This is a genomic window from Cytobacillus sp. NJ13, assembly GCA_030348385.1.
GTDB lineage: Bacteria > Bacillota > Bacilli > Bacillales > Cytobacillaceae > Cytobacillus.
Genome location: JAUCFP010000006.1, coordinates 5,189,033 through 5,213,808, shown reverse-complemented (window position 1 = coordinate 5,213,808; position 24,776 = coordinate 5,189,033). Strand labels below are relative to the sequence as shown.

Here is a 24,776-nt window from a genome sequence, read left to right as displayed (position 1 = left end):
TTATCCGGGGATGAATGATTTCTGTTCAATCCAAATTTCACTTTCAGAAGCTTGTGCTTTTATTGCTGCCTTTCCTCCAATCGGAATAGTGGCATAAGGCTGTACATGGCCAAAATTCACATCAGCTATCACAGGAATGCCGTGAAGCTCTTTTTTTGAATCAATAATCTTTCTCAGTGCCTCTTCGGTAACCTGGGAATTCTTCTGAAATCTGCCAATCAGGATTCCTTTGATGCCTTGAGCATCAGGCAGGTGCAGCAGTGATTGAAGATCCCGATCAAAGGTAAGAGCATGTGATTCCTCATCATCTTCAATAAATAAGATTGAATCTTTTAATGATGGCATGAATTCTGTCCCCTGCAGCAAATTAAGGGTACATAAATTTCCTCCTATTAATCTGCCTTCTGCATCCCCTTCCTGAAATACCGTATACCCATTATGTTTGATGAAATGCCTGTCTTCCTGATCAAGATACCATGGATCATCACTCCAATGTGACGATGCGAGAATTTCATAGGGAGCGTCATTGGTTACTGCATTAATAAAAGAATCAAGAGTGTACTCAAACCCATGTTTCACACCAAAGCTTGAGAAATGCGGGCCTGAATAGGTGATCAATCCTGTTTTTTTATAAATGGCCCCCTGCAGTGCTGTGATATCACTAAATCCGCAAAATATTTTCGGATTGTTTTTTATTATCTCGAAGTCTATGTAATTCAAAAGCTGGTTGGCGTTATAGCCGCCAATCACTGTCAGGATTCCCTTTACATCAGGATCAAGAAAAGCATCATGCAAATCTTCAATTCTCTCTTCAATCGAACTACTGAAAAACTCATCATGCTGTTCTGCATTTTTGCCGTATGTTACTGTGAATCCAAGCTGATTCAGCCGTTCCTGGGCAATTCGCAATTGTTCGCCTTTTATGATGGCCATGCTTCTTGACGGTGCAATGACCCGGATCTCATCCCCTGGCTTTAAACGCTCTGCAAGCATTTTTGTCCTCTCCTTTGCCGCTTTTTAGTCTAGTTTATTGTTTTACATTTTATCAGATACAGTCTCGTTAAGAAATGACTGTTTTTACATATTGAAAAAAGGCCAGCTTTTCAGCTTGGCCTCCTTGTTTTTATACTATTGCAGGTTCCCTTCTTGGTGCATTGCTTTTCTTTTCTACGATATCCCTTGCAATCCAAACTCCGCAAGCTCCCGCTTGTGCGAGCCCTCTGGTGATGCCCGCACCGTCCCCGCCGACATAAAGACCGCTGATTTCCGTTTCGAAACAGTCATTCAGTCTTGGGCGCGCAGAGTAGAATTTTGCCTCCACGCCATAGAAAAGTGTATGTTCTGATGCAAGGCCAGGAGATACATGGTTTAAAGCCTCAGTCATTTCAATCAGGCTTTTCATTGTATTATATGGAAGCACAAGGCCTAAGTCGCCGGGTACCGCCTCTTTTAAGGTTGGCTCCAGGAAACCTTCTTTAATCCTCTTCTCAGTTGATCTTCTTCCTTTTAATATATCTCCATACTTTTGAACAATGATTCCGCCGTTTGAAAGGCTGTTGGCAAGCCTTGAAATTTCGTGTGCATATTCATTTGGCTTATCAAACGGCTCTGAGAATGTATGGGATACAAGGAGCGCAAAGTTTGTATTCGGGCTTCCCAGTTTAGGGTCTTTATAAGCATGGCCATTCGCCAGCATGATTCCGGAGTGGTTTTCCACTACGACGTGGCCAGAAGGATTGCTGCAAAATGTCCGTACTCTTGTACCGACAGATGTATTAAATGTGAACTTTCCTTCGTAAAGATGTTTATTGATCTCTTCCATGACAATATTGGAAGTTTCAACCCGGACGCCAATATCGACCTGATTATTGATCATCTTTAAGCGGCGGGACTTCAGGAGATTTGCCAGCCAAACAGATCCATCTCTTCCGGGCGCTACAACCACCTTATCAGCATGAACCTCATTTCCGGACTTAAGCTTAACTCCCTTAATGATATGCCCATCAGGCGTTTTATCGGTTATGAGATCATCAACCTCTGTCTTATAGGACATATCAATTTTCCCACGCAAATATTCATAAATGCTTTTTAGTATTTCAAGGTTCTGCTCCGTACCTAAATGCCTAACCTGTGCACGAAGAAGTTTTAGTCCCGCTGCATAACCACGGCGCTCAATATCTCTCACTTCATCAGTCATTGGATCTGTGATGCTTTCAGTTGCACCGTGTTTCAAATTAATTTCATCTACATATTTTATCAATTCAACAACCTGGGAATCAGGGAGATAATCTGTCATCCAGCCGCCGAATTCACTTGTAATATTGAATTTTCCATCTGAATAAGCACCTGCTCCGCCAAAACCATTGGTAATTGAACATGCCGGCAAACAGCCTGCATATTCTTTTCTTCCCGCGGCCGGAGGGCATTTCTCAATTTTTTTCTGTAAAATCGGACAATTCCTCCGATAAATGTCATGACCTTTATCAATTAATAAAATATTTGCTTCAGGCATTTTTAGTGTTAGTTCATAACAAGTAAATATTCCAGCCGGTCCAGCACCGACAACAATAACATCATAATTCGCGTTCATCGTCCTATTCCCCCAGACGCATTATTCGTTAATTTCAACAACCCTAGGTAACTATATCAAACACTGAATAAATGATCAATCTATTTTACGAACTATTTAATTAAATTAGTATATATTGTTCGTATTTACGATAATTTATGTAAAATTCCGTTAATACCAGAGCATCTGCTGGATCCTCAACAAACAGAAGGCTGCTCCTAAGAGCAGCCTCCACAAGATTCATTTTATATTACCAACTTCCACAGCAGCATGCTCCGATAATGATCAATAGAATGAACAATACGACGATCAAAGCAAAACCGCCACATCCACATCCTCCAAATTGAGCACCCGCTACAGGATATCCAAATCCTGGATAGCATGGGTCGTAGCCAGCACCAGCAACTGCACCTTTATACATTAATAATCACTCCTCAACAAGTTTTCTTGGGCATTTTCAATATTAATGTATGTGGGGTGAACTTGACCCGCATGTGTATTTGCCCATTTTTATAAAAAAACGCTGAACTCCATTTTAAACCTTCCACCATAGCCATTATTAGGGTACGATAACATTAAGAGATTCGGAATAGAAGCGGGGGATTCAAACCAATGAAGAAAAGGAAGATCGGCATATATTTTTTTATCATCACTTTTATATATGGTTTGTATCATTTGTTTGATAGCCTATCTAAAGTTGAAGGGGCAAATCCAACTAACGTGTATCAAAAGCTATCTTCAAAAGAGAATATCAATTACCTTATTATCGGGGATAGCATTGGCAGGGGGTCAGGCGCGACCTCTAAATCTACTGCATGGTTTACAAGGCTTGAGCGGCATCTGCATAGTGAATTTGGGATTAAAGCCAAAAGGCATTCCATAGTCCAAAGCGGTGCCACTGCCTTTGAAGGTTTATATAAGCTTCAGCAATCCGAACATTTAGGGAAAATTGATTTAACTTTTATCGTGTTTGGGGAGAATGACCGCAAATATATGGATGAAAAGCAATTTTCATATTTCTACGAAGGGCTTATCCGGAAAACCAAACAGCTCTACCCTGACACCGAGATCATAACCATTACAGAAAATCCGCTTGATAATGAGGCATTTGTTCAAGCAATTTATGCAATCTCTAATCACTATGGTGCAAAAAATGTGGATATGAGAAAGCCATTCGGACAATCCGGATTGCCTGCAGAGGAACTGACAAAGGATATGGTTCATCCAAATGATGAAGGCTATAAAATATATGCAGATACACTAATCAAGAAAATAAGAGAATTAGCCGGCAGTCATGCAGAGATTGCTGAGCTTTCTGCCCCCATACATGAAAATGAGGATATCGAAATAGCATCCATCCCTCATGTTTCCGATATATCGGGCTCATTTATTCACAAAGACGGCATTTGGGAGAGCAGTCAGGCGGGTGACATTCTTGAATATCAATTTAGCGGCCCTTTCCTTGGGGTCCATATGATTCGAAGCGAAAAAGGCGGGAAGATGGATGTTTTTATAGATGATGCTTATATTACATCTTTATCCGCTTGGTGGCCACTGACTAAAGAGAGATACCAGTATATCGTTAGCGGCCTAGATAACGGACCGCACCATGTAAAATTTATTGTGTCGGATGAAAAATCAGTAAACAACAGCACTCACAATGCTGTCATTCAAATTTCTTCCATTCTTGCAAAATCAGAATAGCAAAGTTTTTTCGTTTGAAAGAGGAGAGCAATTCATGAAGAGTTTATTCAAGAATTTTATTAATGGGATTCTAACGATTGTACCCATTATTTTAGCAATATTTGTTGTGGTCAAAACCTTTTTGTTTCTTGATGGCATTACAGGGAAACTCTTAAAGCCTTATTTAAAAGATGATTATATCCCTGGAATAGGATTGCTCGCTACACTTATCCTGATTACCTTATTAGGATGGCTTTCAACAAAATTCATTACCGGATCCATTATTAAGCTTGCAGATCGCCTGCTGGAGAGAATTCCTCTGGTTAAAACGATTTACACTGTCATTAAAGATATTGTTCATTCCTTCCTTGGTGAAAAAAAATCATTCTCAAAAGTAGCATTGATTACAATCCCAGGAACTGAAATGAAGAGCCTTGGGTTTATTACTTCGGAAGGACTGGAAGATTTTTATGACCCGCTGAGGGAATATGCAGCTGTCTATGTACCCCAAACCTTTCAGGTTGCAGGCTTCACGTTTCTAATACCTAAAGAGCAAATTGAGATCATAGATGTTAAGCCTGAAAATGCAATGAAATTTATTCTATCTGGGGGAATGACCTCGAAGGGACCAGACAAGGAACGAAGTTTATAAAAAATCATGAAAAAGCCGCCCAATCATTGGCGGCTTTTTCTAATTATTTTACAGTAACTGTCATAACTGTAGATGTACCTCTCGTTACAGCTCCCCCAGCATTCATCTCAAGAGATGCAACCTGGTCGCCATTGGTGACTATAATCGGTGTGACTGTACTCTTTGCTTTTTCTTTAACTAGAGCTAAATCAAACGTGACAAGCTTATCGCCTTCACTGACCTTTGTACCTTCGGAAACATGGGTCTCAAATCCTTCACCTTTCATTGAAACCGTTTCAAGGCCAATATGAATTAAAATCTCGGCACCATTTTCAGCCCGAATGCCAACTGCATGCTTAGTTGGGAACACTTGTACAACCTCTCCATTTACCGGGGAAACGACTACCCCTTCAGAAGGTTGGATTGCAATACCGTCTCCCATCATTCTTTCTGCAAAAACTGGATCGGGCACTTCTTCCAGTTTAACTGCTGTACCTGTCAAAGCAGCCTTAACCTCAATTGCTTTGACCGTTTCCTTTTTGCCGAATAATTTTTTAAACATAAAAACACCTTCCATTTCTTAGTTTGCACCATTAAATAATGGCAGAAATTCTTTATAGCCTTCTTCCTCCATCTTTTCCTTGGGTATAAACCGAAGCGCAGCAGAATTAATGCAATAACGGAGGCCAGCAGGTCCCGGTCCATCATCAAAAACATGTCCCAGATGGGAATCAGCCGTTTTGCTTCTCACTTCAGTCCTGACCATAAAGTGACTGCGGTCTTCCTTTTCCAGAACTTCTTCATCTTCAATAGGCTTAGTGAAGCTCGGCCAGCCACAGCCGGCATCATATTTGTCTTTTGAGCTGAAAAGAGGCTTGCCAGAAACAATATCAACATAGATTCCGTCTCTGAACTCATTCCAATATTCATTTCGGAATGGCGGTTCTGTCCCATTATTCTGGGTTACTTCATATTGCATTGGAGCAAGCTTTTGCTTTAAATCTTCTTTATTTTTTGTCATTATCTTTCACCCCAATGCTTATTAATAAATGCCTTTCTTCCAGAACCGGTTTGATAGGCATTGTATCTTTCCGGATTCTTTTTGTAATAATGCTGGTGATAGTCTTCTGCAGGGTAAAAGTCAGAAGCAGGCAGAATCTTAGTAACAACCGGTTTTGTAAAAGGACCGGTTTCTTCAAGCTTTTGTTTTGATTCTTCTGCTGACTGTTTTTGTTTTGCATTATGATAGAAAATTGCCGTCTGATAGGATTGACCTCGATCATAAAACTGGCCGCCTTCATCAGTAGGATCTATCTGCTGCCAATATAGTTCAAGAAGCTTTTCATAAGGGAAGACTTCAGGATCAAATGTTATTTGAACCGCTTCATAATGGCCAGTGGTTTCAGAACAGACTTCCTGATAAGTTGGATTTTTCACATTCCCTCCGGTATATCCGGATTTTACTTCTTTTATTCCAGGCTGTTCATCAAAAGGCTTTACCATACACCAAAAGCAGCCTCCTGCAAATGTTGCCTTTTCAAATTGTTTCTCTGTCATTTACTCCACCTCTTTCCGGCACTTTTCTATCTTTTACTTTTTCCCTTAGAAAGATGATTTAAAGCTATATACATAAGATTAATGAAAAGATTCTTTATATGCAAAAGAAACCTCTTTGCTGAAGAGGTTTCCGAATTTTCACATTCTTTTATTCTTTACTCCAGCGCTCAATTTTTTCCAGCGTTTGCGCTCTTCAGATTGGGCTCTCTTATCCTGCTTTCTGTCCAAATAAGCGAGTTCCTTGAGGAGCTTTTTATAGCTGATAAGACGTGCCCTTGATATGCTTCCATCCTCTATTAACCTAAGCACATCGCAGCCTGGCTCATTTTCATGTGTACAGTCCCTGAATCTGCAGTTTTCAGCGGCTTGCTCAATATCTGTGAAGCTTTCAGAAAGCCCGCTTTCACTTTCCCACAGCTGAAGCTCTCTCATTCCCGGAGTATCAATTAATATGGCACCCTCAGGAAGAAGGATAAGTTCCCGATGGGTAGTTGTATGCTTTCCTTTATCATCACTTAGTCTAATATCCTGGACTTTTTGCTTATCCGCGCCTAGAAGGTGATTTGTAAGAGTGGATTTCCCTACGCCTGAAGAGCCGAGTAAGGCGATTGTTTTTCCCGGCTCTAAAAACGGCTTAAGCTGGTCTATTCCCTTCTCTTCAATGACACTGATTGAGATAACAGGAACACCCATGGCAACACTATCCACCTCAGCAAGCTTATCCTCCAGATTTTCACAAAGGTCAGCCTTGGTAAGAACAATGACAGGAGTTGCCCCGCTTTCCCATGATAAAAGCAAATAACGTTCTAATCTCCTTAAGTTAAGATCCTCGTTAAGAGAATTAACCAGGAAAATAGTGTCTACATTAGCTGCTACAATTTGCTCTTCAGTATTCATCCCTGCAGTTTTCCGTGAAAATTTGCTTTTTCTTGGAAGGACTGCATGAATCGTCCCTCGCTGTTCGCCCGCCCTTTCTTTGATGACAACCCAGTCACCGACAGCAGGATAATCTTCCCTTGATGATGCATCGAAAGAAAACTTCCCTGATACTTCACAAAGCATTTCCCCGTTATCTGTCCAAACGCGATACATTCTTTTATGCTCTAGTGCAATACGGCCAATTTGATACTCTTTTTCTTCATATGCTGAAAACGCCTGTTTAAAGAAGTTATTAAATCCAAATTTATTGATTGTCAATGTTTGTTCCTCCATGCTTATAGAAATTTAATTTACATTTAAAAAACCATAGGCAATCAGCCCATGGTTTGATAATGCAAAGTTCAATAAGCAGTGGAAAACTAACTGGTCCGCTCGATTAAACGATCTCCATTTGGGCTGTGCCTGAATTATTTACAATGAACGTATTTGCATAAAGTTCTCTTTTCATAGCACATCACCCGCTTTCGTTTATTTGTTTATATTATATGGAATATTGCACCAGAAGTAAAGCCCCTTCTTTACTTCATTTTCCAAGTGTGGCATTCACCCAGGCATAAGCATATGTTATTGAAGCAGATTTAGGAGGGAGAAGCATGGCTTCAGAGAGAAATCGGCAATGGTACTTCCAAAGAGCAGCTAAGTATGATCTTCTGGCACAGTATTTTAAAAATATTGACCCTGCACAGCATATTGCATATTACCATAAACATTTACATTGCCTGAATCAGGCTTTTCAAATGATGCGTACAAAAAACCAGCAGCCTTCTGTAAGGGTTCAAGAGGGACAGCAGGCAAGAGTACGAATCTTTCATGGTTCACCTGATGCCGGTCAGATTGATATTTATGTAAACGGTACGCGAATTTTGAAGGATTTCCACTATAAAGAAGCAAGCGGTTATGCTTCACTGCCAGCTGGCAAGCATCAGATAGACATATATCGAGCAGGTAACATGGTGTCCACGCTTCTAAGCAGAAAAATCATTGCTGCCGCAGGTAAAGCCTATACAATTGCTGCCGCAGGAATTGCATTGAAATTAAAGCTTGTTATTTTAGAAGACCACCCTGAAGTACCTGCTGGAGAAACAAAAGTCAGATTTGCCCATCTTTCAGCTGATGCTCCTGCGTTTGATATCGCCGTAAAAAACCGGGATGTCGTTTTTTCCAACATCGCTTTCAGGCAGGCCAGCAAATATCTGGCCTTAACTCCTATGGCTGTCGACTTGGAAGCAAGGATTGCAGGAACCCCCAATACAGCCTTGTCAATTCCCCGAATGCAATTTAAAGCAGACCAGGCTTATACCCTATTAGCTGTAGGTTCCGTTGCCAATGAGCCTGTGCTTGAAGCAATTCTGATTCCAGATTAATGGGTTCAAATACTCGTTAACAGAAAAAGGAATCCTTTGCGAAAGGATTCCTTTTTCTTATTTAACCGGCACAAGAAGAGTAAAACGAATATCATCCTGCTTTAAATTAAATTCATCCACTTTTACTTTTACATCACTTTTCAGCTTCATTTCCTGAAGCGATACATAAATTCGTTCTTTCTGCGGCTGGATTGTAACCCCTTCTGGAAGCTTGTAACGGTCTTTTACCAGCTTTAGGACATGTGATACGGGGAGATTCAGCTGTCCTACAGATATGGACTTTTGCTGGAGGACAACATCCCCATTCTCCAAGGCTTCTGGTTCAAATGATAATTTCATTTGCAGATCCTGGCTGAAGAAAGGGATTGTCCCATATAAATCAACTTCATCATTCAGGAGAACTTTATAATCTATTGCCCCTGTGAGTCCTTCTTTTTCAAGATAGTGGTTAATGACTCTATTCAAGTCTTCTTTATTGGCTTTTATGTTAAAAGGAACATAACTATCACTATTCTCGGTGATGGCTGAATAGTCTTCATCATCTGCCGGCATGCTGATAAAAATAAACAGCACAATTAAAATGATTGCATTAATGACCAGCAGTGCAAAAAACAGCTTTTTCCATTTACTATCTTTCAATCGTCTTCTCTCCATTTCCTTCTGCTTTCCTTTTATACGGAATTTCTTTCAGAACTTCTTCTGTGAGGATTTGATGAACTCGGCCAGCTATTAATTCATAGCCTTTGTCATTTGGATGAAAATAGTCTGTATATAAAAGATTATCATCGGTATTTTCGAATATATCATCTATTTCAACAAAATACGTCCCCGGATAATCTTTTAATATAGCCTGGCTTGTGCCATTCCAATCTTCAAGAATATCATTTATTTCCGTTATTTCGGAAAACCATTTTAAGAATGGATTATACAATCCTATTAAAACGATGTTACTATTAGGGTTTACCTCTTTAATCGCATCTAAAACCTCAATCAAATTCTGCTCATAGTTTTTCTTTTCTTTAGTAAAAGCCCTCAGCTTTAGGTTTGAAAAATTCTCACGGACAACTTTCATTACATCATTACCGCCAATGGTTATGATAATCGCGTCTGCTCTCTTCACAACATCTTTTACTTCTTCAGTCCCTAATTTTTTCAATAATTGATCGGAACGATTGCCTCTTACTCCAAAATTATAAAAAACAGCGTCTTGAACACCTTTGTCTTTTTCCAGTGACATTTCAAGATATGGCACGTAACCTCCACGTTCAGTACTGTCTCCAACCCCCTGGGTTAAAGAGTCCCCTACTGCAGCAACTGTAAGATTTCTTGGGAAAAAGTCGAGGGGAATTTCCTCTTTAAGTGCGAGTTTAGATTCTTTTTTAGAATGAATGATTTCGCTGTTATTTGATGAACTGCAGGAGGCGAGAAGCAGCATGATCAAAAAGATGAAGGTGAATTCTTTTATCATACTATCACCTGCCTATATAAGTCTTCATATTATAACATGTACTTTACTATTAAAAATAATTTGCTTTGCCCGGAAGGTTCCCAGGCTTATCCGAAAAGAAAAATAGACCTTTTCCAAGGTCTATTGCAAGGCTTTAATATCATTCATTATTTCATCTAATGGAATTTCATTAAGTCCAGTATAGTATTTCATTACATTGCCGTTCTGGTCAACAAGATAAAAATCAGTTCCATGGATAACCTGATCGCCTGATTGCGGCTTTTTCACAATGGTTTTAAAGTATTCCATAGCATACTTCTCAATTTCCTCCTGGGCATAACCTGTCAGAAAATGCCAATTGCTGAAATCTGCATTGTATGTAGATGCAAATTCCTTTAATACCTCAGGTGTATCAACGCTGGGGTCAACACTGAAAGAAACAAATTCAATATTTTCAATGCCTTCCTTCTTGGCCAAATCCTGAAGCTTTTTCATATTAGCTGTCATTGGCATACATACATCTTCACAGTTTGTAAAAATAAAGTCCGCAACCCATACCTTGCCTTCAAGATCCTTTAAACCAAATTCCTTATTGTCCTGATTTGTATACTTAAAATCTGCAAGTTCCCAGTTTAACGCATCCTTTATACCGCTCTGTCCGCATGCTGAAAGGACTATTAGCATAAAAGCTGAAACGATAATAGCAAATACTCTTTTTCTCATACATTCACCTGCTTTAATTAGTTACGATGCTAATTTTAGCAAATATTCTTGAAAGAAGAAAGAAGTACTTGTGACAAACTTGTGAATAGAAGCTTTTGCCTCATTTTTAAGAAATAGCGGGATAAGCAGGAAGCATTCGCAAATACACACTTCCTTTTAGGGTGTTTTCGTTTTATGATTGGTCATTATCTCATAAAATGTCCTGATAAAATTTGAATAATTAAATTGCACAGCAATACGATGAATCCGGTATTTCATCTTATCTTCAGGAGGTACATTCCTAAAATCTCCAATGCTCTGGCCAAACGCCTCTCCTCTGTCGACAATTATTTTTATCGGGACATCCATGTATTGAATTTCAGCTCCTTCAAGCATTGCCCAAAAGGTTAACAAATCGTGCAGGGGACTGCCGCTTATGCCAGGATAGGTTTCTTTATAAAAATTAAAATAATAATCCACCATAGGCTTAAGAAGTAAGCCTACTTTATTTTGTACAGACAGATAATAGGCATTAAGTGCGTCGACAATTGCTGGTGTAATGATCGCAGACATTGTTACATCCAAAGGAAAGATATGAATTTTCTTCGGTGCATTCACAAACACAACATTAGCCGCATACGGATCACCATAAAAATTTGCTTCAGCCACTGGTGTCACATTACCGGGAACATTAAATGCCCCTCCCATTATATAAAAGTCACTGACTTTACTCATGAGTCCAGGGTAAAGAATAAATGCCGCAGCCAGTGAAGAAAGTCTGCCTACATTTACTATGATTATATCATTTTCATACTTCTGGATCAGGTCTTTAAAATCACCGAAATTTTCAAATAGGATATTTGAATACTCCAGATTCGGCACAATTGGGCCGAGTCCCTCTAAACCGTGGACGTCCGGATAATATACTGGAACTTCCCCGGTTAAAGGCAGCTCGGCTCCACTGAATACAGGAATATCTTTGTGTCCAGTTACTTCTTGAAGGTATGCAGCATTTCGGATGGCATCTTCTCTGGATACATTTCCATAATCAGCAACAATCCCCACGATATTGATTTCTTCTGAGAAAAAGGCAAAGATCACCGCAACAAAATCATCTATTCCAAAGTCACTGAATAAAAGGACATTTTTTCTCATCAACCCTACACCCCCATAATTCATTTTATTCGGGGGATAAACAAGAATGGCAAATATTTTCAATTAATTATAGGATAGAAGTCTATAAATTTAATCAATAGCCAGCGGAATGAATATCCGGAAAACCGTTCCTTTTCCTTTTTCACTATTAACCTCAATACGTCCCTTCATCCGGTCGACAATCTGGTAGCACACCAGCAGGCCCATTCCAGTTCCCTTTTCTTTCAAAGAATAAAAAGCGGTACCCAATCTATCCATTTCTTCCTTTGTCATACCGATTCCAGTATCAGAAATTTCAAAAACACCATATGTACCTTCACTGGATACTGAAAGCGACAAACAGCCCCCATTTTTCATGGCTTCAATGCCGTTTTTATAAATATTGATCAAAACCTGCTTTAACTCACTTGCATTCCCTTGTATCCATATTCCTTCAGATATCTCCGAAACAACAGATATATTTTTTGACATCATGGCATATGAGTTCATTAAATCAATTACACTGGCAGCAAGTTCTCCGGCATTGATCGCCTCCACTTGTTCTAAATCAGGTTTGGCAAGTGATAAATAATCGTTTATGATTGTTTCTGCTCTGTCCATCTCATCAATCATAAGCTTTATGTACATTTTTTCTTCTCCGGTCATTTCTTCCTTGGCCAGAAAAATCTGGAGAAATCCTTTTACCACTGTCATTGGGTTTCTGATCTCATGTGCCACCGAAGCAGCAAGCTGGCCAATTGCGTTCATCTTTTCAGCTCTTTGCAGCTCCTTAATAATCTTTGTCCTTTCCATGATATGCTCCATTTCCCCTATTGCTTCTTCAAAGCGATGTGAAGAGGGAGTATTCCTTTGAACTGTCCCAAATTGCTCGGAAGTGGCAGACAGCCTTTCAAAAAGGATAGCCAGCCGGGTTGTCATAAAGTTAAATCTCTCAGAAAGAATGCCTAAATCTGCTTGATTAGAAGGCTTTAACTTTACGTTAAAGTTACCGCTGCTGACTTCCTTAAAACCCGAAATAATATCATTGATTGGCTCTAATACTTTTGTAAGACCCCGCTTCAAAACAAAATATACTAAAAAGATAATGATTAAAAACAAACCTGATAAATAAAGGGCTAAATCTCTTTGAATCGATTTCAGCACAGCTGCATCAATATCTATGCATAATATGGCAATTATATTTCCTTTAGGATCCTCTATAGGTGCAAAGGCAGAAACCCAGGTGCCAAACTGATCCTCATAAACCTCACTGGATACAGAGCTTTTTTTCTGCACTGCCGCCGTTAAACCATCTGTAAATTCGTCACCTGCCGAATAAAGTGAAAATGATTCCAGGCCCATTTCTTCAAAGCTTTTGGAAGTTACTAATAACTTTACCGAATTATTATCACTTTTTTCCGGCATAATCAGAGATGCATTTGAAAAGGCTGCCTTTTCATTTACCAATGAAATAAGATGATGCAGCCTTTTATAAGCAGGATCGGACGGATCCTGATATTCCTTTACTTTTTCAACATCTTCGTACGCTATAACAGAGCTCCAAAGAGAAGCCATGTCAGTCACTCTATCTGTAAGCTGCTTCTCCAGCTGCCGGGTTTCAACCATAAAGCTGATGCCTGCTGTAAAAACCGTGACAAAGAAAGAGATGAGGAAGGAGAATAACAGCACTTTTCTGAACAAAGGCAGATTTTTTATTTGATCCTTCATATAGCAGTCACCGATTCCTTTTTTCTAAGTAGCTATCTAACCTTTTTCGGCAAAATTCTGCTGAAATCCTCTAAAAACGCCAAAGTTTTAGAAGTGCAGGCATTTAATCCAGCAAAAAAAACGCATAGCCTTATAAGCCATGCGCCCGTATTATTAATCTTCCAGATGATACATAAATCCAATTGCTCCTGGTCCCGTATGTGTACTGATAATTGGAGTTGTTTCTTCAATTTCAATCTCTGAAGCAGCATCCAGCTCTTCAATCATCTTCTTCAGTTTAGAAGCTAACTCAATGCCTTCTGCATGGACAAGGCCTACACCTTTTATTGTTTTCCCTTTGATATCCTCTGCAAATTGCTTGGCCAAATATTTGGCAACCTGGGTATGGCTTCTTACTTTGGCGACAGGTGTGTATACACCGCCTTCAAGCGAGGCAATTGGTTTTATATTCAGCAAGGAACCGATCATGGCCTTGCCTTTGCCGATTCTTCCGCCTTTTACAAGATTTTCTAACGTATCCACTACTACAAACAATTTAGTATTTATGCGAATGGTTTCCAGCCGGCTGACAATTTCCTGAATACTTTTCCCTTCGCTGGCCATTTTTGCAGCCTCCAATACTTGAAAAGCCAGTGCTTTGGAAATATATCTTGAATCTACCACTGTAACATTTGCATGTGACATAGCTGCTGCACTTTCTGCTGACTGAACAGTACCGCTCATTCCGCCAGTCATATGAATAGAAAGAATATCATAGCCCTGGTCACCAAACCTGTCATACACCTCAGCGAATACTCCCGCAGGAGGCTGTGAGCTTTTAGGCAACTCGTCCGCTTCTTTCATTTTTTTCATGAATTCAGATGGAGTAATATCAACCCGGTCTAAGTATGTATTACCTTCTATGTGAATAGATAGCGGGACGACTTCAATATCGAATTTTTCAATCAATTCGCTGGATAGGTCAGCTGTAGAATCTGTAACAATTTTTATTTTAGCCATTATGCTTTCACTTCCCCTGCATTAACAATTAGTTCATATTATACATTCAAGCAAAATACAAATAAAGCAATAAATATATAGCCTGTATTTCTCCTCCTCAAGGGGTCAAAAAAATACCGGCTGGCTGCCGGCATCAAAGTTGTTAAGCGTTATTTTTTAATTCTGGAGTCTTAAAAATCTCTTCATAGACGGGCCACTTTAAAACTCTCTTTAGATATTCTCTAAAAGAATGGTTCTTAAGTGTTTTCTCATTGGCGTTAGTGGCCGCAATAAAAGTTTTCAAACGGACTTGGATCATAAAATAATAAGGGCTATCTTTTGCCAATACAGGAATTTCAATAATTTTTACCTTCTGTCCAACAGCATTTTTGAACTCTAGGCTTTTAAATAGCAAAATATCAATCCTCTTTTTTACCCGTTTGTTTATATTATACCCCAAATTTGGCTCGAAATGTGTCTGATTATGCTATCTGATTAATTTTTTTAAGAAGATGCCTCTCCTGAATTCTCTGCCTTTTTCAGCTTTCTTTTGTAGACAATTTTTGATAAGTTGATGCTTATTTCATAAAGCAGAAGCAATGGAATAGTGACAAGAATATCAGACATAAAGTCAGGAGGTGATATAACAACTGAAATCACGACAAGGACAAAATAAGCATACTTCCTGATTTTAGTAAGTACATAAGGATTAATGATTCCAAGCGAAGTCAGGAACATGATGACTACAGGGAGTTCAAACAAAACTCCAAAAGGCAATGTCATATTAAGGACAAAGCGGAAATATTTATCCGCAGTGAAATTGGCCTCAAACATTTCTCCACCCAATTCAACAAGAAAGCTTAATACGGTGGGGAAAATGACAAAATAGCCAAAGCAAAGGCCAATAATGAACAAAATAAAAAGCGCCGGCACGTAAGAAAGAGAAATCCTCCGCTCAGCTGCTGTCAGAGCAGGCTTGACAAACAGCCAAATCTGCAAAGCCAGAATGGGAATTGTCCCTGCAACCGCAATGACCGCAGCAAGCATAAAGTAAACCCAGATAATATCACTTGGGCCCAGGACAATCAATTTGACGTCCAGATCTCTTACCAGCCATTTATAAATATCCTCCACAAAAACAAAGCCTGCAATAAAGAACAGGATAAATGCTGATGCCGTTATAATGAGTCTTTTTCTTAATTCATCTAGATGTTCGACTAAATTTAACTCTTTTTCTTCCATACAATTCTCCTGCTAATTTTATAAAAAACCAGGCTTTGGCCCAGCCTGCTGTATCTGAAACCAAAACAAAAAGGCGCAAGAAGTATATCCTTACACCTTATTTAACCGTTTTTTTCTTAGAATCCTGTTCAAGTTCTTCCATTACGTCACTCGTTAGGTCACGGGTGGATTTTTTGAATTCTCTAAGTGTTTCACCAAAAGCACGGCCAATTTCCGGCAGTTTTTTGGGTCCGAATATGATTAACGCCAAAACAAGGATTAAAATTAATCCCGGAACACCAATATTTGAAAGCATATTCACATCTCCCTTTAAAGTACTTCCCTTCTGAATCTAATACGATTATAGTACTTTTCAAAGGAAATGTCACAGATATCATAAAAATTCATATTTCAGTCACAAATCATAATAAGTAATATGAAGCTGCCAAGTCATCCGGTTACTTATACCAGCAGATGAAAAAGGTTACTGTCTTTGTTTATTTCTTTGTATGAGAATCCTTTTTTATTCATTCTCAAAATGAGGTCACTATAGTCCTTTTTATGCTTCAGCTCAATTCCAACAAGGGCTGGACCATTTTCTTTATTATTTTTCTTCGTGTACTCAAACCGTGTAATATCATCTGTTGGGCCAAGAACCTCGTCAAGAAACTCTCTTAATGCTCCCGCACGCTGAGGGAAATTCACAATAAAGTGGTAAAGCAGGCCTTCATAAAGCAAGGACCTCTCTTTTATCTCCTGCATTCGTCCAATATCATTATTGCCGCCGCTGATCACACATACGACATTCTTCCCTTTGATTTGCTCCCTGCACATTTCAAGTGCGGCTATTGGCAGCGCACCGGCAGGCTCAGCCACAATCGCATGCTCATTATATAATTCAAGGATCGTCGTACACACTTTCCCTTCAGGAACCATGAAAATGTCATCAACAAGCTCATTGCAGATCTCATAGGTTTTTTCACCGACACATTTTACTGCCGCTCCATCTACAAACTTATCAATTTCATCGAGAGGTGCTACTGTTTGAACCCTGATTGATTCACTCATCGATGGTGCTCCTGCCGGTTCTACTCCAATCATCTGTGTTTCCGGTGATATACTTTTTATGTAAGTGCTCAGACCGGCCATTAATCCGCCTCCGCCAATACTCGCAAAAACAAAATCTGCAGGCTCCTCACAGTCATTAAGGATTTCCACCGCTACTGTCCCCTGTCCTGCAATCACCATTTCATCATCAAATGGGTGAATAAATGCCCTGCTTTCCGCCTCTGCACATTTAAGTGCTTCGTAATAGGAATCATCAAAAGTATCTCCTACGAGAATGATTTCCACTGAGTCCCTTCCAAACAGCTCCACTTGACTTACTTTTTGCCTCGGTGTGGTTGCCGGCATAAAAATTTTCCCCTGGACTCCAAGATGCCTGCACGCGTAGGCGACTCCCTGTGCATGGTTCCCTGCACTTGCACAGACTACACCATTTTCCAGTTCCACTGCAGTTAAAGATTTAACTTTATAGTAGGCACCTCTTAATTTAAATGAGCGGACATGCTGAAGATCTTCTCTTTTTAGATAGACATTGCACCCATACTTTTCTGATAGACGTTCATTTTTCTGTAAAGGTGTATGGGCAACAATATCCTTTAGCTGCTGGTATGCAATCAAAATATCTTCCAACTGCACCCATTTTTTTGTCATTACCTTCTGTTCCATTTTGCCACCCTCTTCTTTACAAGTTATTAATTTGTACATTATACCATGACAAATCATGATTTCAATTGGGTTTTTTTAAAATTTACATTTTTCGAATTATTTTAAGGGTAGAAATCCCTCAAACCGACATATAATAAGCAAAAGTTAATTTATATCTCAAAGGGGTGCAGGAATGGAGTTTTCTTTATGCAGTCTGGATAGCGCTTTGCCTGTGGAAGTAACATTGGATGAAGATAATGGCCGGTATATGATTCGGAAAAGCGACACGAGCGGAGAGTACTTCAACAGTGCTGATGAATTAATACAGTGGGTAAAAACCAACTTTACAGCAGAAGAGTTTTGCGATCCCAAAGAATACCATGGAATGATTCAGAAGCTGACAGATTATTTAGTGAATCCCAATTTCTAATTTAATTTACCGCTTAAATAATGACAGAAAAAGGCCCCTGACTAAAAAGGGGCCTTCTTCTTATGACGCGATCTTCTTGCCTGTAAGGCTGCTGCAGATTATTTCTCTTACTTCCTGAGCAAGAAACTTTGCATCCATATCTTTAACAATCTTAGAATTCACAGGTTTACACACCCGGATTTCTATTTTAGCCGGCTTTATAAGCCTCCCATTCTTTTCAAAGACATCGGCTGTTCCTTTAATAGAAATTGGCACAATCGGAACTCCTGCATCCTGTGCAAGCCGGAATCCGCCCACTTTAAAAGGCGCTACCTGCCCGCCCTTGCTTCTTGTTCCTTCCGGGAAAATCAGGAGAGAGTGTCCCTGCCTTAAAAGCAATGCAGCATCCTTTAAAGAATTGATAGCCTTGCTGCGATTGCTGCGATCAATAAAAACACAGTTCATGACTTTCATCCATGAAGAGATAATGGGTGCTTTCTTAACTTCAACTTTTGAAATAAAACCAAAAGGTTTATGAATAGATGCAAGAAGGACTGGAATATCAAAATCCCCTTCATGATTGCAAACAATGACAACAGGCCCCTTGGGAATCAATTCCTGCCCCGTAACTTCCACTTGAGAGCCTGAAATTTTCATTATTGTCCTGGACCACTTCTGCGGCACATTATGGATGATGCGGTCTCGTTCATCAACAGGGAGCGCTGCATTCAGGTTCCTCATGCGGGATAGTGCAGGCAGGCTATAAACCAAATATCCGCCCATATACAGAAAAAAGATTATTAATCGAAGCATATTGACCTCCAGGTATTGGAATGGTTTACAAATATAATAATCAGGTTCCTTTCACAATATGTTTAAAGTTTAAATGATTAAAAAGGCAGCCCGCCGGTGCGAGCTGCTTTTAAGGTTATTTTCTTTTATAAATGAGGAATTCAAAATCATATGGATTTTTTTCATCCCTGGTGCCCTTCTCCCTTGATAAGAGGTCCCATTCTGACATGTCTAATTCCGGAAAGTATGTGTCTCCTTCAAATTGATCATAAATCATAGTCAGATAGAGACGATCAGCTGCAGGAAGAATGGCTTTAAAAATCTCGGCACCGCCTATGACGAAGATTTCATCTTCCCTTTCACCGCTGTACTTCAGGAGCTCTTCAACCGTATTTACAACTGTGCATCCTTCACAGGAAAAGGATTTATTCCGGGTAATAACAATATTCTCTCTCCCTGGCAGAGGTCTTCCGATTGAATCCCAGGTTTTGCGTCCCATGGCAATCGGATGCCCCATTGTAGTTCTTTTAAAGAACTTTAAGTCCTCAGGCAGATGCCAGGGAAGTTTATTATCCTTGCCGATCACACGATTCTCATCCATAGCCCACATTAAAGAAATCATACACTGACAACCCCTTTAATATGAGGGTAGGGATTATAGTCTTCCAGCTGGAAATCATCAAACTTAAAGCTGAAAATATCTTTCACATCCGGATTAATAATCATTTTTGGAAGCTTTCGGGGATCTCGGCTCAGCTGGAGGTTTACCTGGTCAATATGATTCTGGTAGATATGCACATCACCGAAAGTATGAACGAATTCACCAGGCTCCAGATCGCACACCTGTGCAACCATCATAGTCAGTAAAGCATAGGAGGCAATATTAAACGGCACTCCGAGAAAGACATCTGCAGATCTTTGATAGAGCTGGCAGGATAGCTTTCCATCTGCAGCATAAAACTGGAACATGCAGTGGCAAGGCGGCAAAGCCATCTTTTCAATCTCTCCTGCGTTCCATGCATTTACAATCAGCCGGCGGGAATCGGGATTTGTTTTAATCTGGTGAATCAGGCTGCTGATCTGATCAACTGTATTTCCATCGGCACCTGTCCAGGATCTCCACTGATGACCATAAACCGGCCCAAGATTGCCTTCCTCGTCAGCCCATTCATTCCATATCCTCACACCATTTTCCTGAAGGTATTTTACATTTGTATCACCGTTTAAAAACCATAACAGTTCATGGATAATGGATTTCAAATGCAATTTTTTTGTTGTTACCAATGGGAAGCCTTCCTGAAGGTTAAAGCGCATCTGATAGCCAAATGTACTTATTGTCCCTGTCCCTGTACGGTCTTCTTTCTTTGTACCATTTTCCAAAACATGCCTGCATAAATCCAAATATTGTTTCATTTCAACCCAACCTTTTTTTAAATACTAATAATATTGTACACGAATTTCCGGAAGTTTCACATCCGATAAAAAACTTTAAGAAACCCCTGTTTTTTTCTACAGGGGTAAACTTAGTTTAATTTGTTTATAAAATCATAGGTTTTCGGAGCATTCACTCTTAATAATTTCCTGGATTCCCCTCCTGCAAAATACATGGCAAAAGCCTCAGCGAAATATTCTTCAGGGAAGGAAAGAAAATAATTTTGACCCGGGAACAATTTAGCTTTCTCGGCTTTCCAGACAGAGAGAAATTTTTGATTAAATCGGATGCCATTGTAAACATGGCGATCAACAGAATGGGCAAGTTCATGAAGTTCCAGATTAACGGACCCATGGCCTTTCCCCTTATCACTGTAGCCTATTTTAACAAGGACTGTTTTTGCCCCGCCAATCCCCGGGACATCATCCCAGGTGGTACCCCCTGTATAGCCGCGGGGAATTACCCCTTCAAGGTGCTGGGCTGTAGGATTATCAGTAAGCTTTCCTACGAATAATTTAACCTTGATATCTTGATCCTCTATTTTGGACAGCAGGGAAGCGGGCAGATTATCCACTCGGGAAATCATTTCTGCAGCCTCCCCCTCATCAAAAGGTTCGAGCGGCAATATAAAGATGTCGCCAAGCTGGCGTGGAGATTTTAAACTGAGAAACTCTTTAAGCTGGGAGGAGTGCGGATAATCCTTTAGTTTTATCCCGCCCATGGCTGCCTGAGAATTCCCCAGCAGTGCAAGGGAAACCATCATGATTGTAAATGTCAGTACCATTTTGCGCATTTTAAAAGCCCCTTCTGCTATTCTAAGATGTATAATTTGCGGGCAACAGAGCTCTATGAAGTGTAAAAGCTGCGGAACTGCCTGAATGGAGTAAAATCTTTAACCGTTCTGGTAAACTATTAAAATTATAACATAGGCAGGAAGGAATTGAAGGAAACAAATGATGGGAAAATTTAATGAAAATTCAAAAAGGGCCCGAGAAATTTCGGGCCCCTGCCAATGGTTATCTTTCTTATGAATATGAACGCACAACATCTGACAGGCCGGGAGAAGCCGTTCCAGTGCCAACTGCAGCAAATTTCCAATCGCTTCCATGGCGATAAATCTCACCAACAATTAAACTAGTTTTTCCGCTGTAATCATCTGTAAGATTGTATTTAATCAATTCTTGATTATTTCCCGAGTTTACGACACGAATGAATGCATTCTGAATCATTCCAAAATGCTGCTTTCTTTTTACACTATCATAGATGTTTACGACAAAAACCATTTTGTGAACGTGTGCCGGCACTCTGCTTAAATCAATCATTACCTGCTCGTCGTCTCCATCTCCCGCTCCGGTAAGATTGTCCCCGGAATGCTGTACACTTCCATCGCTGCTTTTTAAATTACCGAAATAAATAACATCTTTATTACTCTTAAGCTTTCCATTTTCACCAAGCATAATAACAGAAGCATCGCAGTCGATATTTGCACCGCCGCCTCCGAATAAAGATCCCAGGAGACCGCCGCCTCCGCTTTTTTGTACTGGATCCCAGCCTAATCCTACCATAATTTTAGATAATCCCGGATTTCCTTTAGTTAAGTCAACACGCTGGCCCTTTTGAAGATTTATTGCCATTTCAATTCCACCTCATCAATAATTTATATTTTATTTTAAAATGAGCAGCTGCCTAACCCTGCTGCTTCATTTTTTTAAAATTGTCCTGCAGCTGTTCCAGTCTCCTGGTTCCATCTTGCCGTAAACGCTTGTTTTCTTCTTCTATTGATTTTGTCTCCTGCATACCTTTCATGATGATATTCCAGGATTCCTCAATGGTTTCTATCTTAATGCTCGGACCGCCTGCCAATCTTGCGATATCAGCACTTTGATTAGAAATATTCTGGGCATTGCGCACAAGCATTTCATTTGTCCGTCTGTCCAGCTCGCTCATTGAATCTGCAACAAGCTTTTGTCTCTTTGCTGCCACTGCCTGAATCAGGCCATTTTTAAAGATTGGAATAGTGGTAACAAATGCAGAATTAATCTTGCCGATCAGCTTAGTATTGCCCCGCTGCAGCAGCCGGATTTGCGGTGCTGTCTGAAGGGCAACCATTTTAGCCATTTCAAGATCATATACTCTTTGCTCCAGCAATTCGATGGCATTTCTTAACGTATCCAGCTGCATCGAAGCCATTTGATCCCCCTGGGCCGCCCTTCCTTCCAGCAGAGGAAGCTGATTGGCTTTTAAATCGTCGGCTTTCATCTGCCCTGCCACAGCATATTTTTCGAGCGTCAGATAGTACTGATAATTTTGCTCATACATTTGTTCAAGCATGGTTGTGGAATCAACCATTTCACTTTGGTATTTGGAAATTTCAACATAAACTTTATCAATTTCCGCGCCCATTGTCTGATATTTTCCGAAAAGCTTTTCAATCATCTTTTCTCCGCGCTTGAAAAGCTTGCCAAAGATCCCTTTTGATCCCTGCTCGAAATCCTTCTTGTCAAATTTGTCCATAATTCTGCCGAGCTGTTTTAAAAGCTCACCTGAATCTTCAACCTTGGTTGTTCTCATGTTGCTCAGTATCTGATCGGAAAAGCGGGAAATCTGGACAGCAGGCTCTTTACCGAATTCAAGTATTTGAATTTGGTCCTTCTCATCGATGGACCTGGCCAAATTTTGCACCTCAGGCTCCTGCCTTAAAGCAAGCTTAATTTCAGATACCTTATTTTCGGTTAATTTGTCATCCTGCACCTGAGTTGTTAAATTCAAATCTGTTGCTTTAGTCGGATTCATTTTCAATCACCCTTTAAATTTTTTAATAATCCTTGAAAGAGAACCTTCTTTAAAAAGGATGGCTCCTTAAATTCCTGTTCAAAAACAACATCCTCAAGCCAATGGACATCATATAAATCTTCCTCAATGAAGTTTTCAATGTCGTTATGGCCCGGCGGATTATACAATACAATATCCAGTCCAAACTGATTAAGCAGCAAAAGAAGAGCGGCATCCGATCTTACCATCGTCCCGTTCAGCTCGTTGTTATAGAGGATAATCTTAGGGACGTCCTGCGAATAATCAAATTGCTGCATTAATTTTAGAATGCTCGGCGGAATTTGCAGGCTTTGGCTAAATAGATAAATCCTCAATTCTTCTTCCGATTCACCGGAAAGCCGCTTTATACGCGGACGTTCACACATATTTCTAATGGCCATTGCAATTCCATTTTGCAGGCCGCCAGGAAGCTGCTGATACCTCCAATAGTGCCCTGCAATGACTTTTTCAGGGTCAAGCTTTCCTTCCCTGTCAAGTGCATTCCGATAATGGAACCGAAAATCATTGTTGACGCTATTTGTAAAAGGAAATCTCCTTATCAGCAAACTTTCATCATACTGGCTGATTGTCTGTATTCGATCCCAGTATTCCTTGCGGTTCCTGCTTACACCCTGGATCTTTGAAAATACGGAAGGTATCATTACCCTTCCTTCTTTCACCTCGAAGTTTGGGCGGATCATGGCTTTCTCTTTGATTAAAATAAAGAGCTCATCATAAGTGGTTTTCAGAGTCACAGAGGAAGGTGTATAATCCCGCAGCTGCCAGGGTTTATAAAGCCCTGAACCCTCATGGTTAAGGATGGTTTCTATTTCCCTGGATGCTCTATAGGCAACTGTAGCACTCCTTCTTCTCTTTTCTTGCGGAAAAGGCTCTGGCTTTTTCTTTTCAGGGTAATGATGGACAAAAGATTCCTGACCCGCCGGACCCATTTTTGCCGGAAGATCTTCCCCTGAAGGAGAAAAATAAAGAATATCGCACCCTAATTGAATTATGTAGTACAAAAAATAAAAATGACTCTTTTTCCCATTACCGTACCATAGGATCTTTGGCATGGCTATTTTAGGGTCAATATCTTTAAGTTCTGTGCCCAAATGGTTAGCGGACCACTTAATCACATCTACAAGTACTCTTCGGATATCCTGGTTTTTTAATCCGGCTGATTCATGTTCAGAAAAAAGTTTCAGCATACTGATCATCGCTTCTCTAATCTTCCTGTGCATAGAAGGTGAGGATGATTTAAGCAGCAGCTGTTCCCCATCAAGGAAAGCGGCAAAGCGGTTTATGGATAAATCCTGTTCCCGGTTAATGTTCAGGACTTTTTGTATCGCCTGGAACTGCTGATTATTAATGGTTTTATCCAGATGTTCTTCACTCAAAAGAAGCAGCCCTGCATTCTCTGTGTGAATAAGATCAAAAAGACGATTATAATATTCATCTTCATCGAGCGGAACTCCGAGAAACCTGGCAACAATCTGGCCAATATGCAAAGTTTGCTGTTCCTCTCTGTAACTATCACGCTCGTGATTAGGTTTTGTTAAGTGTGAGGTCCAATTCTCATGTGTAACCTTTAAGATGTGAGTTTTGATTTGACTGTACGACAAGTTCAATTTATATCCCTTCCCTCTATGAGCGAAAGATGCATTCTTAT

The 24,776-nt window shown here is 40.0% G+C and carries 28 protein-coding genes; 4 read left to right on the top strand and 24 right to left on the bottom strand.

The features are described 5' to 3' along the window. From QUF73_25840 to QUF73_25830, 3 genes are all read right to left on the bottom strand, one after another. A complete protein-coding gene (locus QUF73_25840) occupies window positions 1–993 on the bottom strand; it encodes an LD-carboxypeptidase (protein ID MDM5229540.1) in 993 nt (330 codons plus the stop codon). A gap of 130 nt (window positions 994–1,123) precedes the next feature. Next, complete coding sequence (locus tag QUF73_25835) at window positions 1,124–2,590, bottom strand: NAD(P)/FAD-dependent oxidoreductase (protein MDM5229539.1); 1,467 nt, start codon at window positions 2,588–2,590, stop codon at window positions 1,124–1,126. Between the two features lie 229 nt (window positions 2,591–2,819). Continuing rightward, a complete protein-coding gene (locus QUF73_25830; protein MDM5229538.1) occupies window positions 2,820–2,990 on the bottom strand; it encodes a YjcZ family sporulation protein in 171 nt (56 codons plus the stop codon). Between the two features lie 191 nt (window positions 2,991–3,181). Between QUF73_25830 and QUF73_25825 the strand changes: the two genes are divergently transcribed. Together QUF73_25825 and QUF73_25820 are read left to right on the top strand one after the other, a co-directional pair. Beyond that, on the top strand, window positions 3,182–4,273 hold the full coding sequence (locus QUF73_25825; GenBank protein ID MDM5229537.1) for an SGNH/GDSL hydrolase family protein: 1,092 nt from the start codon (window positions 3,182–3,184) through the stop codon (window positions 4,271–4,273). 34 nt (window positions 4,274–4,307) lie between these two features. Then, complete coding sequence (locus QUF73_25820; protein MDM5229536.1) at window positions 4,308–4,904, top strand: DUF502 domain-containing protein; 597 nt, start codon at window positions 4,308–4,310, stop codon at window positions 4,902–4,904. Between the two features lie 43 nt (window positions 4,905–4,947). On the opposite strand, the gene QUF73_25815 is transcribed toward QUF73_25820, so the two are convergent. The 4 genes from QUF73_25815 to rsgA form a co-directional block, all read right to left on the bottom strand. Then, the gene (locus QUF73_25815; GenBank protein ID MDM5229535.1) at window positions 4,948–5,445 is read right to left on the bottom strand and encodes a PTS glucose transporter subunit IIA; all 498 of its coding nucleotides are present in this window, start codon (window positions 5,443–5,445) and stop codon (window positions 4,948–4,950) included. Window positions 5,446–5,463: 18 nt separating this feature from the next. Then, window positions 5,464–5,904 (bottom strand): peptide-methionine (R)-S-oxide reductase MsrB, encoded by a 441-nt coding sequence (gene msrB, locus QUF73_25810; GenBank protein ID MDM5229534.1) that lies wholly within the window; start codon window positions 5,902–5,904, stop codon window positions 5,464–5,466. After that, entirely contained in the window at window positions 5,904–6,440 is a 537-nt protein-coding gene (msrA, locus tag QUF73_25805; protein ID MDM5229533.1) for a peptide-methionine (S)-S-oxide reductase MsrA, read from the bottom strand. Before msrA ends, msrB begins: the two co-directional genes overlap by 1 nt. 138 nt (window positions 6,441–6,578) lie before the next feature. Then, on the bottom strand, window positions 6,579–7,637 hold the full coding sequence (gene rsgA / locus QUF73_25800; protein MDM5229532.1) for a ribosome small subunit-dependent GTPase A: 1,059 nt from the start codon (window positions 7,635–7,637) through the stop codon (window positions 6,579–6,581). 335 nt (window positions 7,638–7,972) lie between these two features. Between rsgA and QUF73_25795 the strand changes: the two genes are divergently transcribed. After that, window positions 7,973–8,743 carry a DUF4397 domain-containing protein gene (locus QUF73_25795; GenBank protein MDM5229531.1) on the top strand — a complete coding sequence of 257 codons (771 nt, stop codon included), beginning with the start codon at window positions 7,973–7,975 and terminating at the stop codon, window positions 8,741–8,743. A 57-nt stretch (window positions 8,744–8,800) separates the two neighbouring features. Here QUF73_25795 and QUF73_25790 read toward each other — a convergent pair whose 3' ends face one another. The 10 genes from QUF73_25790 to ilvA all read right to left on the bottom strand — a co-directional run bounded on the left by QUF73_25790 (window position 8,801) and on the right by ilvA (window position 17,684). Further along, complete coding sequence (locus QUF73_25790) at window positions 8,801–9,382, bottom strand: YpmS family protein (GenBank protein MDM5229530.1); 582 nt, start codon at window positions 9,380–9,382, stop codon at window positions 8,801–8,803. Continuing rightward, window positions 9,372–10,211: an SGNH/GDSL hydrolase family protein gene (locus QUF73_25785; protein MDM5229529.1), complete on the bottom strand. Its 840-nt coding sequence runs from the start codon at window positions 10,209–10,211 to the stop codon at window positions 9,372–9,374. Before QUF73_25785 ends, QUF73_25790 begins: the two co-directional genes overlap by 11 nt. Before the next feature lie 120 nt (window positions 10,212–10,331). Then, the gene (locus QUF73_25780) at window positions 10,332–10,913 is read right to left on the bottom strand and encodes an SCO family protein (protein ID MDM5229528.1); all 582 of its coding nucleotides are present in this window, start codon (window positions 10,911–10,913) and stop codon (window positions 10,332–10,334) included. Between the two features lie 156 nt (window positions 10,914–11,069). Next, complete coding sequence (locus tag QUF73_25775) at window positions 11,070–12,047, bottom strand: nucleoside hydrolase (protein ID MDM5229527.1); 978 nt, start codon at window positions 12,045–12,047, stop codon at window positions 11,070–11,072. A gap of 90 nt (window positions 12,048–12,137) precedes the next feature. Next, on the bottom strand, window positions 12,138–13,754 hold the full coding sequence (locus QUF73_25770; protein MDM5229526.1) for an ATP-binding protein: 1,617 nt from the start codon (window positions 13,752–13,754) through the stop codon (window positions 12,138–12,140). 153 nt (window positions 13,755–13,907) lie between these two features. Then, window positions 13,908–14,753, bottom strand: coding sequence for a DegV family protein (locus tag QUF73_25765; GenBank protein MDM5229525.1), 846 nt, complete (start codon window positions 14,751–14,753; stop codon window positions 13,908–13,910). Between the two features lie 142 nt (window positions 14,754–14,895). Next, a complete protein-coding gene (locus QUF73_25760; protein ID MDM5229524.1) occupies window positions 14,896–15,147 on the bottom strand; it encodes a DUF2535 family protein in 252 nt (83 codons plus the stop codon). A gap of 89 nt (window positions 15,148–15,236) precedes the next feature. After that, window positions 15,237–15,974, bottom strand: coding sequence for a twin-arginine translocase subunit TatC (gene tatC / locus QUF73_25755; protein MDM5229523.1), 738 nt, complete (start codon window positions 15,972–15,974; stop codon window positions 15,237–15,239). Window positions 15,975–16,071: 97 nt separating this feature from the next. Continuing rightward, window positions 16,072–16,269, bottom strand: a complete 198-nt coding sequence (locus QUF73_25750) for a twin-arginine translocase TatA/TatE family subunit (protein ID MDM5229522.1) — start codon at window positions 16,267–16,269, stop codon at window positions 16,072–16,074. A gap of 146 nt (window positions 16,270–16,415) precedes the next feature. After that, window positions 16,416–17,684 carry a threonine ammonia-lyase IlvA gene (gene ilvA / locus QUF73_25745; protein MDM5229521.1) on the bottom strand — a complete coding sequence of 423 codons (1,269 nt, stop codon included), beginning with the start codon at window positions 17,682–17,684 and terminating at the stop codon, window positions 16,416–16,418. A 172-nt stretch (window positions 17,685–17,856) separates the two neighbouring features. On the opposite strand from ilvA, the gene QUF73_25740 reads away from it, so the two are divergent. Further along, entirely contained in the window at window positions 17,857–18,093 is a 237-nt protein-coding gene (locus QUF73_25740) for a hypothetical protein (protein MDM5229520.1), read from the top strand. Window positions 18,094–18,153: 60 nt separating this feature from the next. On the opposite strand, the gene QUF73_25735 is transcribed toward QUF73_25740, so the two are convergent. From QUF73_25735 to QUF73_25705, 7 genes are all read right to left on the bottom strand, one after another. Then, a complete protein-coding gene (locus tag QUF73_25735) occupies window positions 18,154–18,885 on the bottom strand; it encodes a lysophospholipid acyltransferase family protein (protein MDM5229519.1) in 732 nt (243 codons plus the stop codon). Between the two features lie 115 nt (window positions 18,886–19,000). Then, window positions 19,001–19,486: a dihydrofolate reductase gene (locus QUF73_25730; protein MDM5229518.1), complete on the bottom strand. Its 486-nt coding sequence runs from the start codon at window positions 19,484–19,486 to the stop codon at window positions 19,001–19,003. Beyond that, window positions 19,483–20,277, bottom strand: a complete 795-nt coding sequence (locus QUF73_25725; protein ID MDM5229517.1) for a thymidylate synthase — start codon at window positions 20,275–20,277, stop codon at window positions 19,483–19,485. The genes QUF73_25730 and QUF73_25725 overlap by 4 nt, the downstream gene beginning before the upstream one ends. Window positions 20,278–20,387: 110 nt before the next feature. Next, on the bottom strand, window positions 20,388–21,089 hold the full coding sequence (locus QUF73_25720) for a toxin (GenBank protein MDM5229516.1): 702 nt from the start codon (window positions 21,087–21,089) through the stop codon (window positions 20,388–20,390). A gap of 232 nt (window positions 21,090–21,321) precedes the next feature. Next, window positions 21,322–21,930: a TerD family protein gene (locus QUF73_25715; GenBank protein ID MDM5229515.1), complete on the bottom strand. Its 609-nt coding sequence runs from the start codon at window positions 21,928–21,930 to the stop codon at window positions 21,322–21,324. 52 nt (window positions 21,931–21,982) lie between these two features. Beyond that, window positions 21,983–23,089, bottom strand: a complete 1,107-nt coding sequence (locus tag QUF73_25710; protein MDM5229514.1) for a toxic anion resistance protein — start codon at window positions 23,087–23,089, stop codon at window positions 21,983–21,985. Between the two features lie 2 nt (window positions 23,090–23,091). Then, complete coding sequence (locus tag QUF73_25705; GenBank protein ID MDM5229513.1) at window positions 23,092–24,729, bottom strand: YceG family protein; 1,638 nt, start codon at window positions 24,727–24,729, stop codon at window positions 23,092–23,094. Window positions 24,730–24,776: the final 47 nt, after the last annotated feature.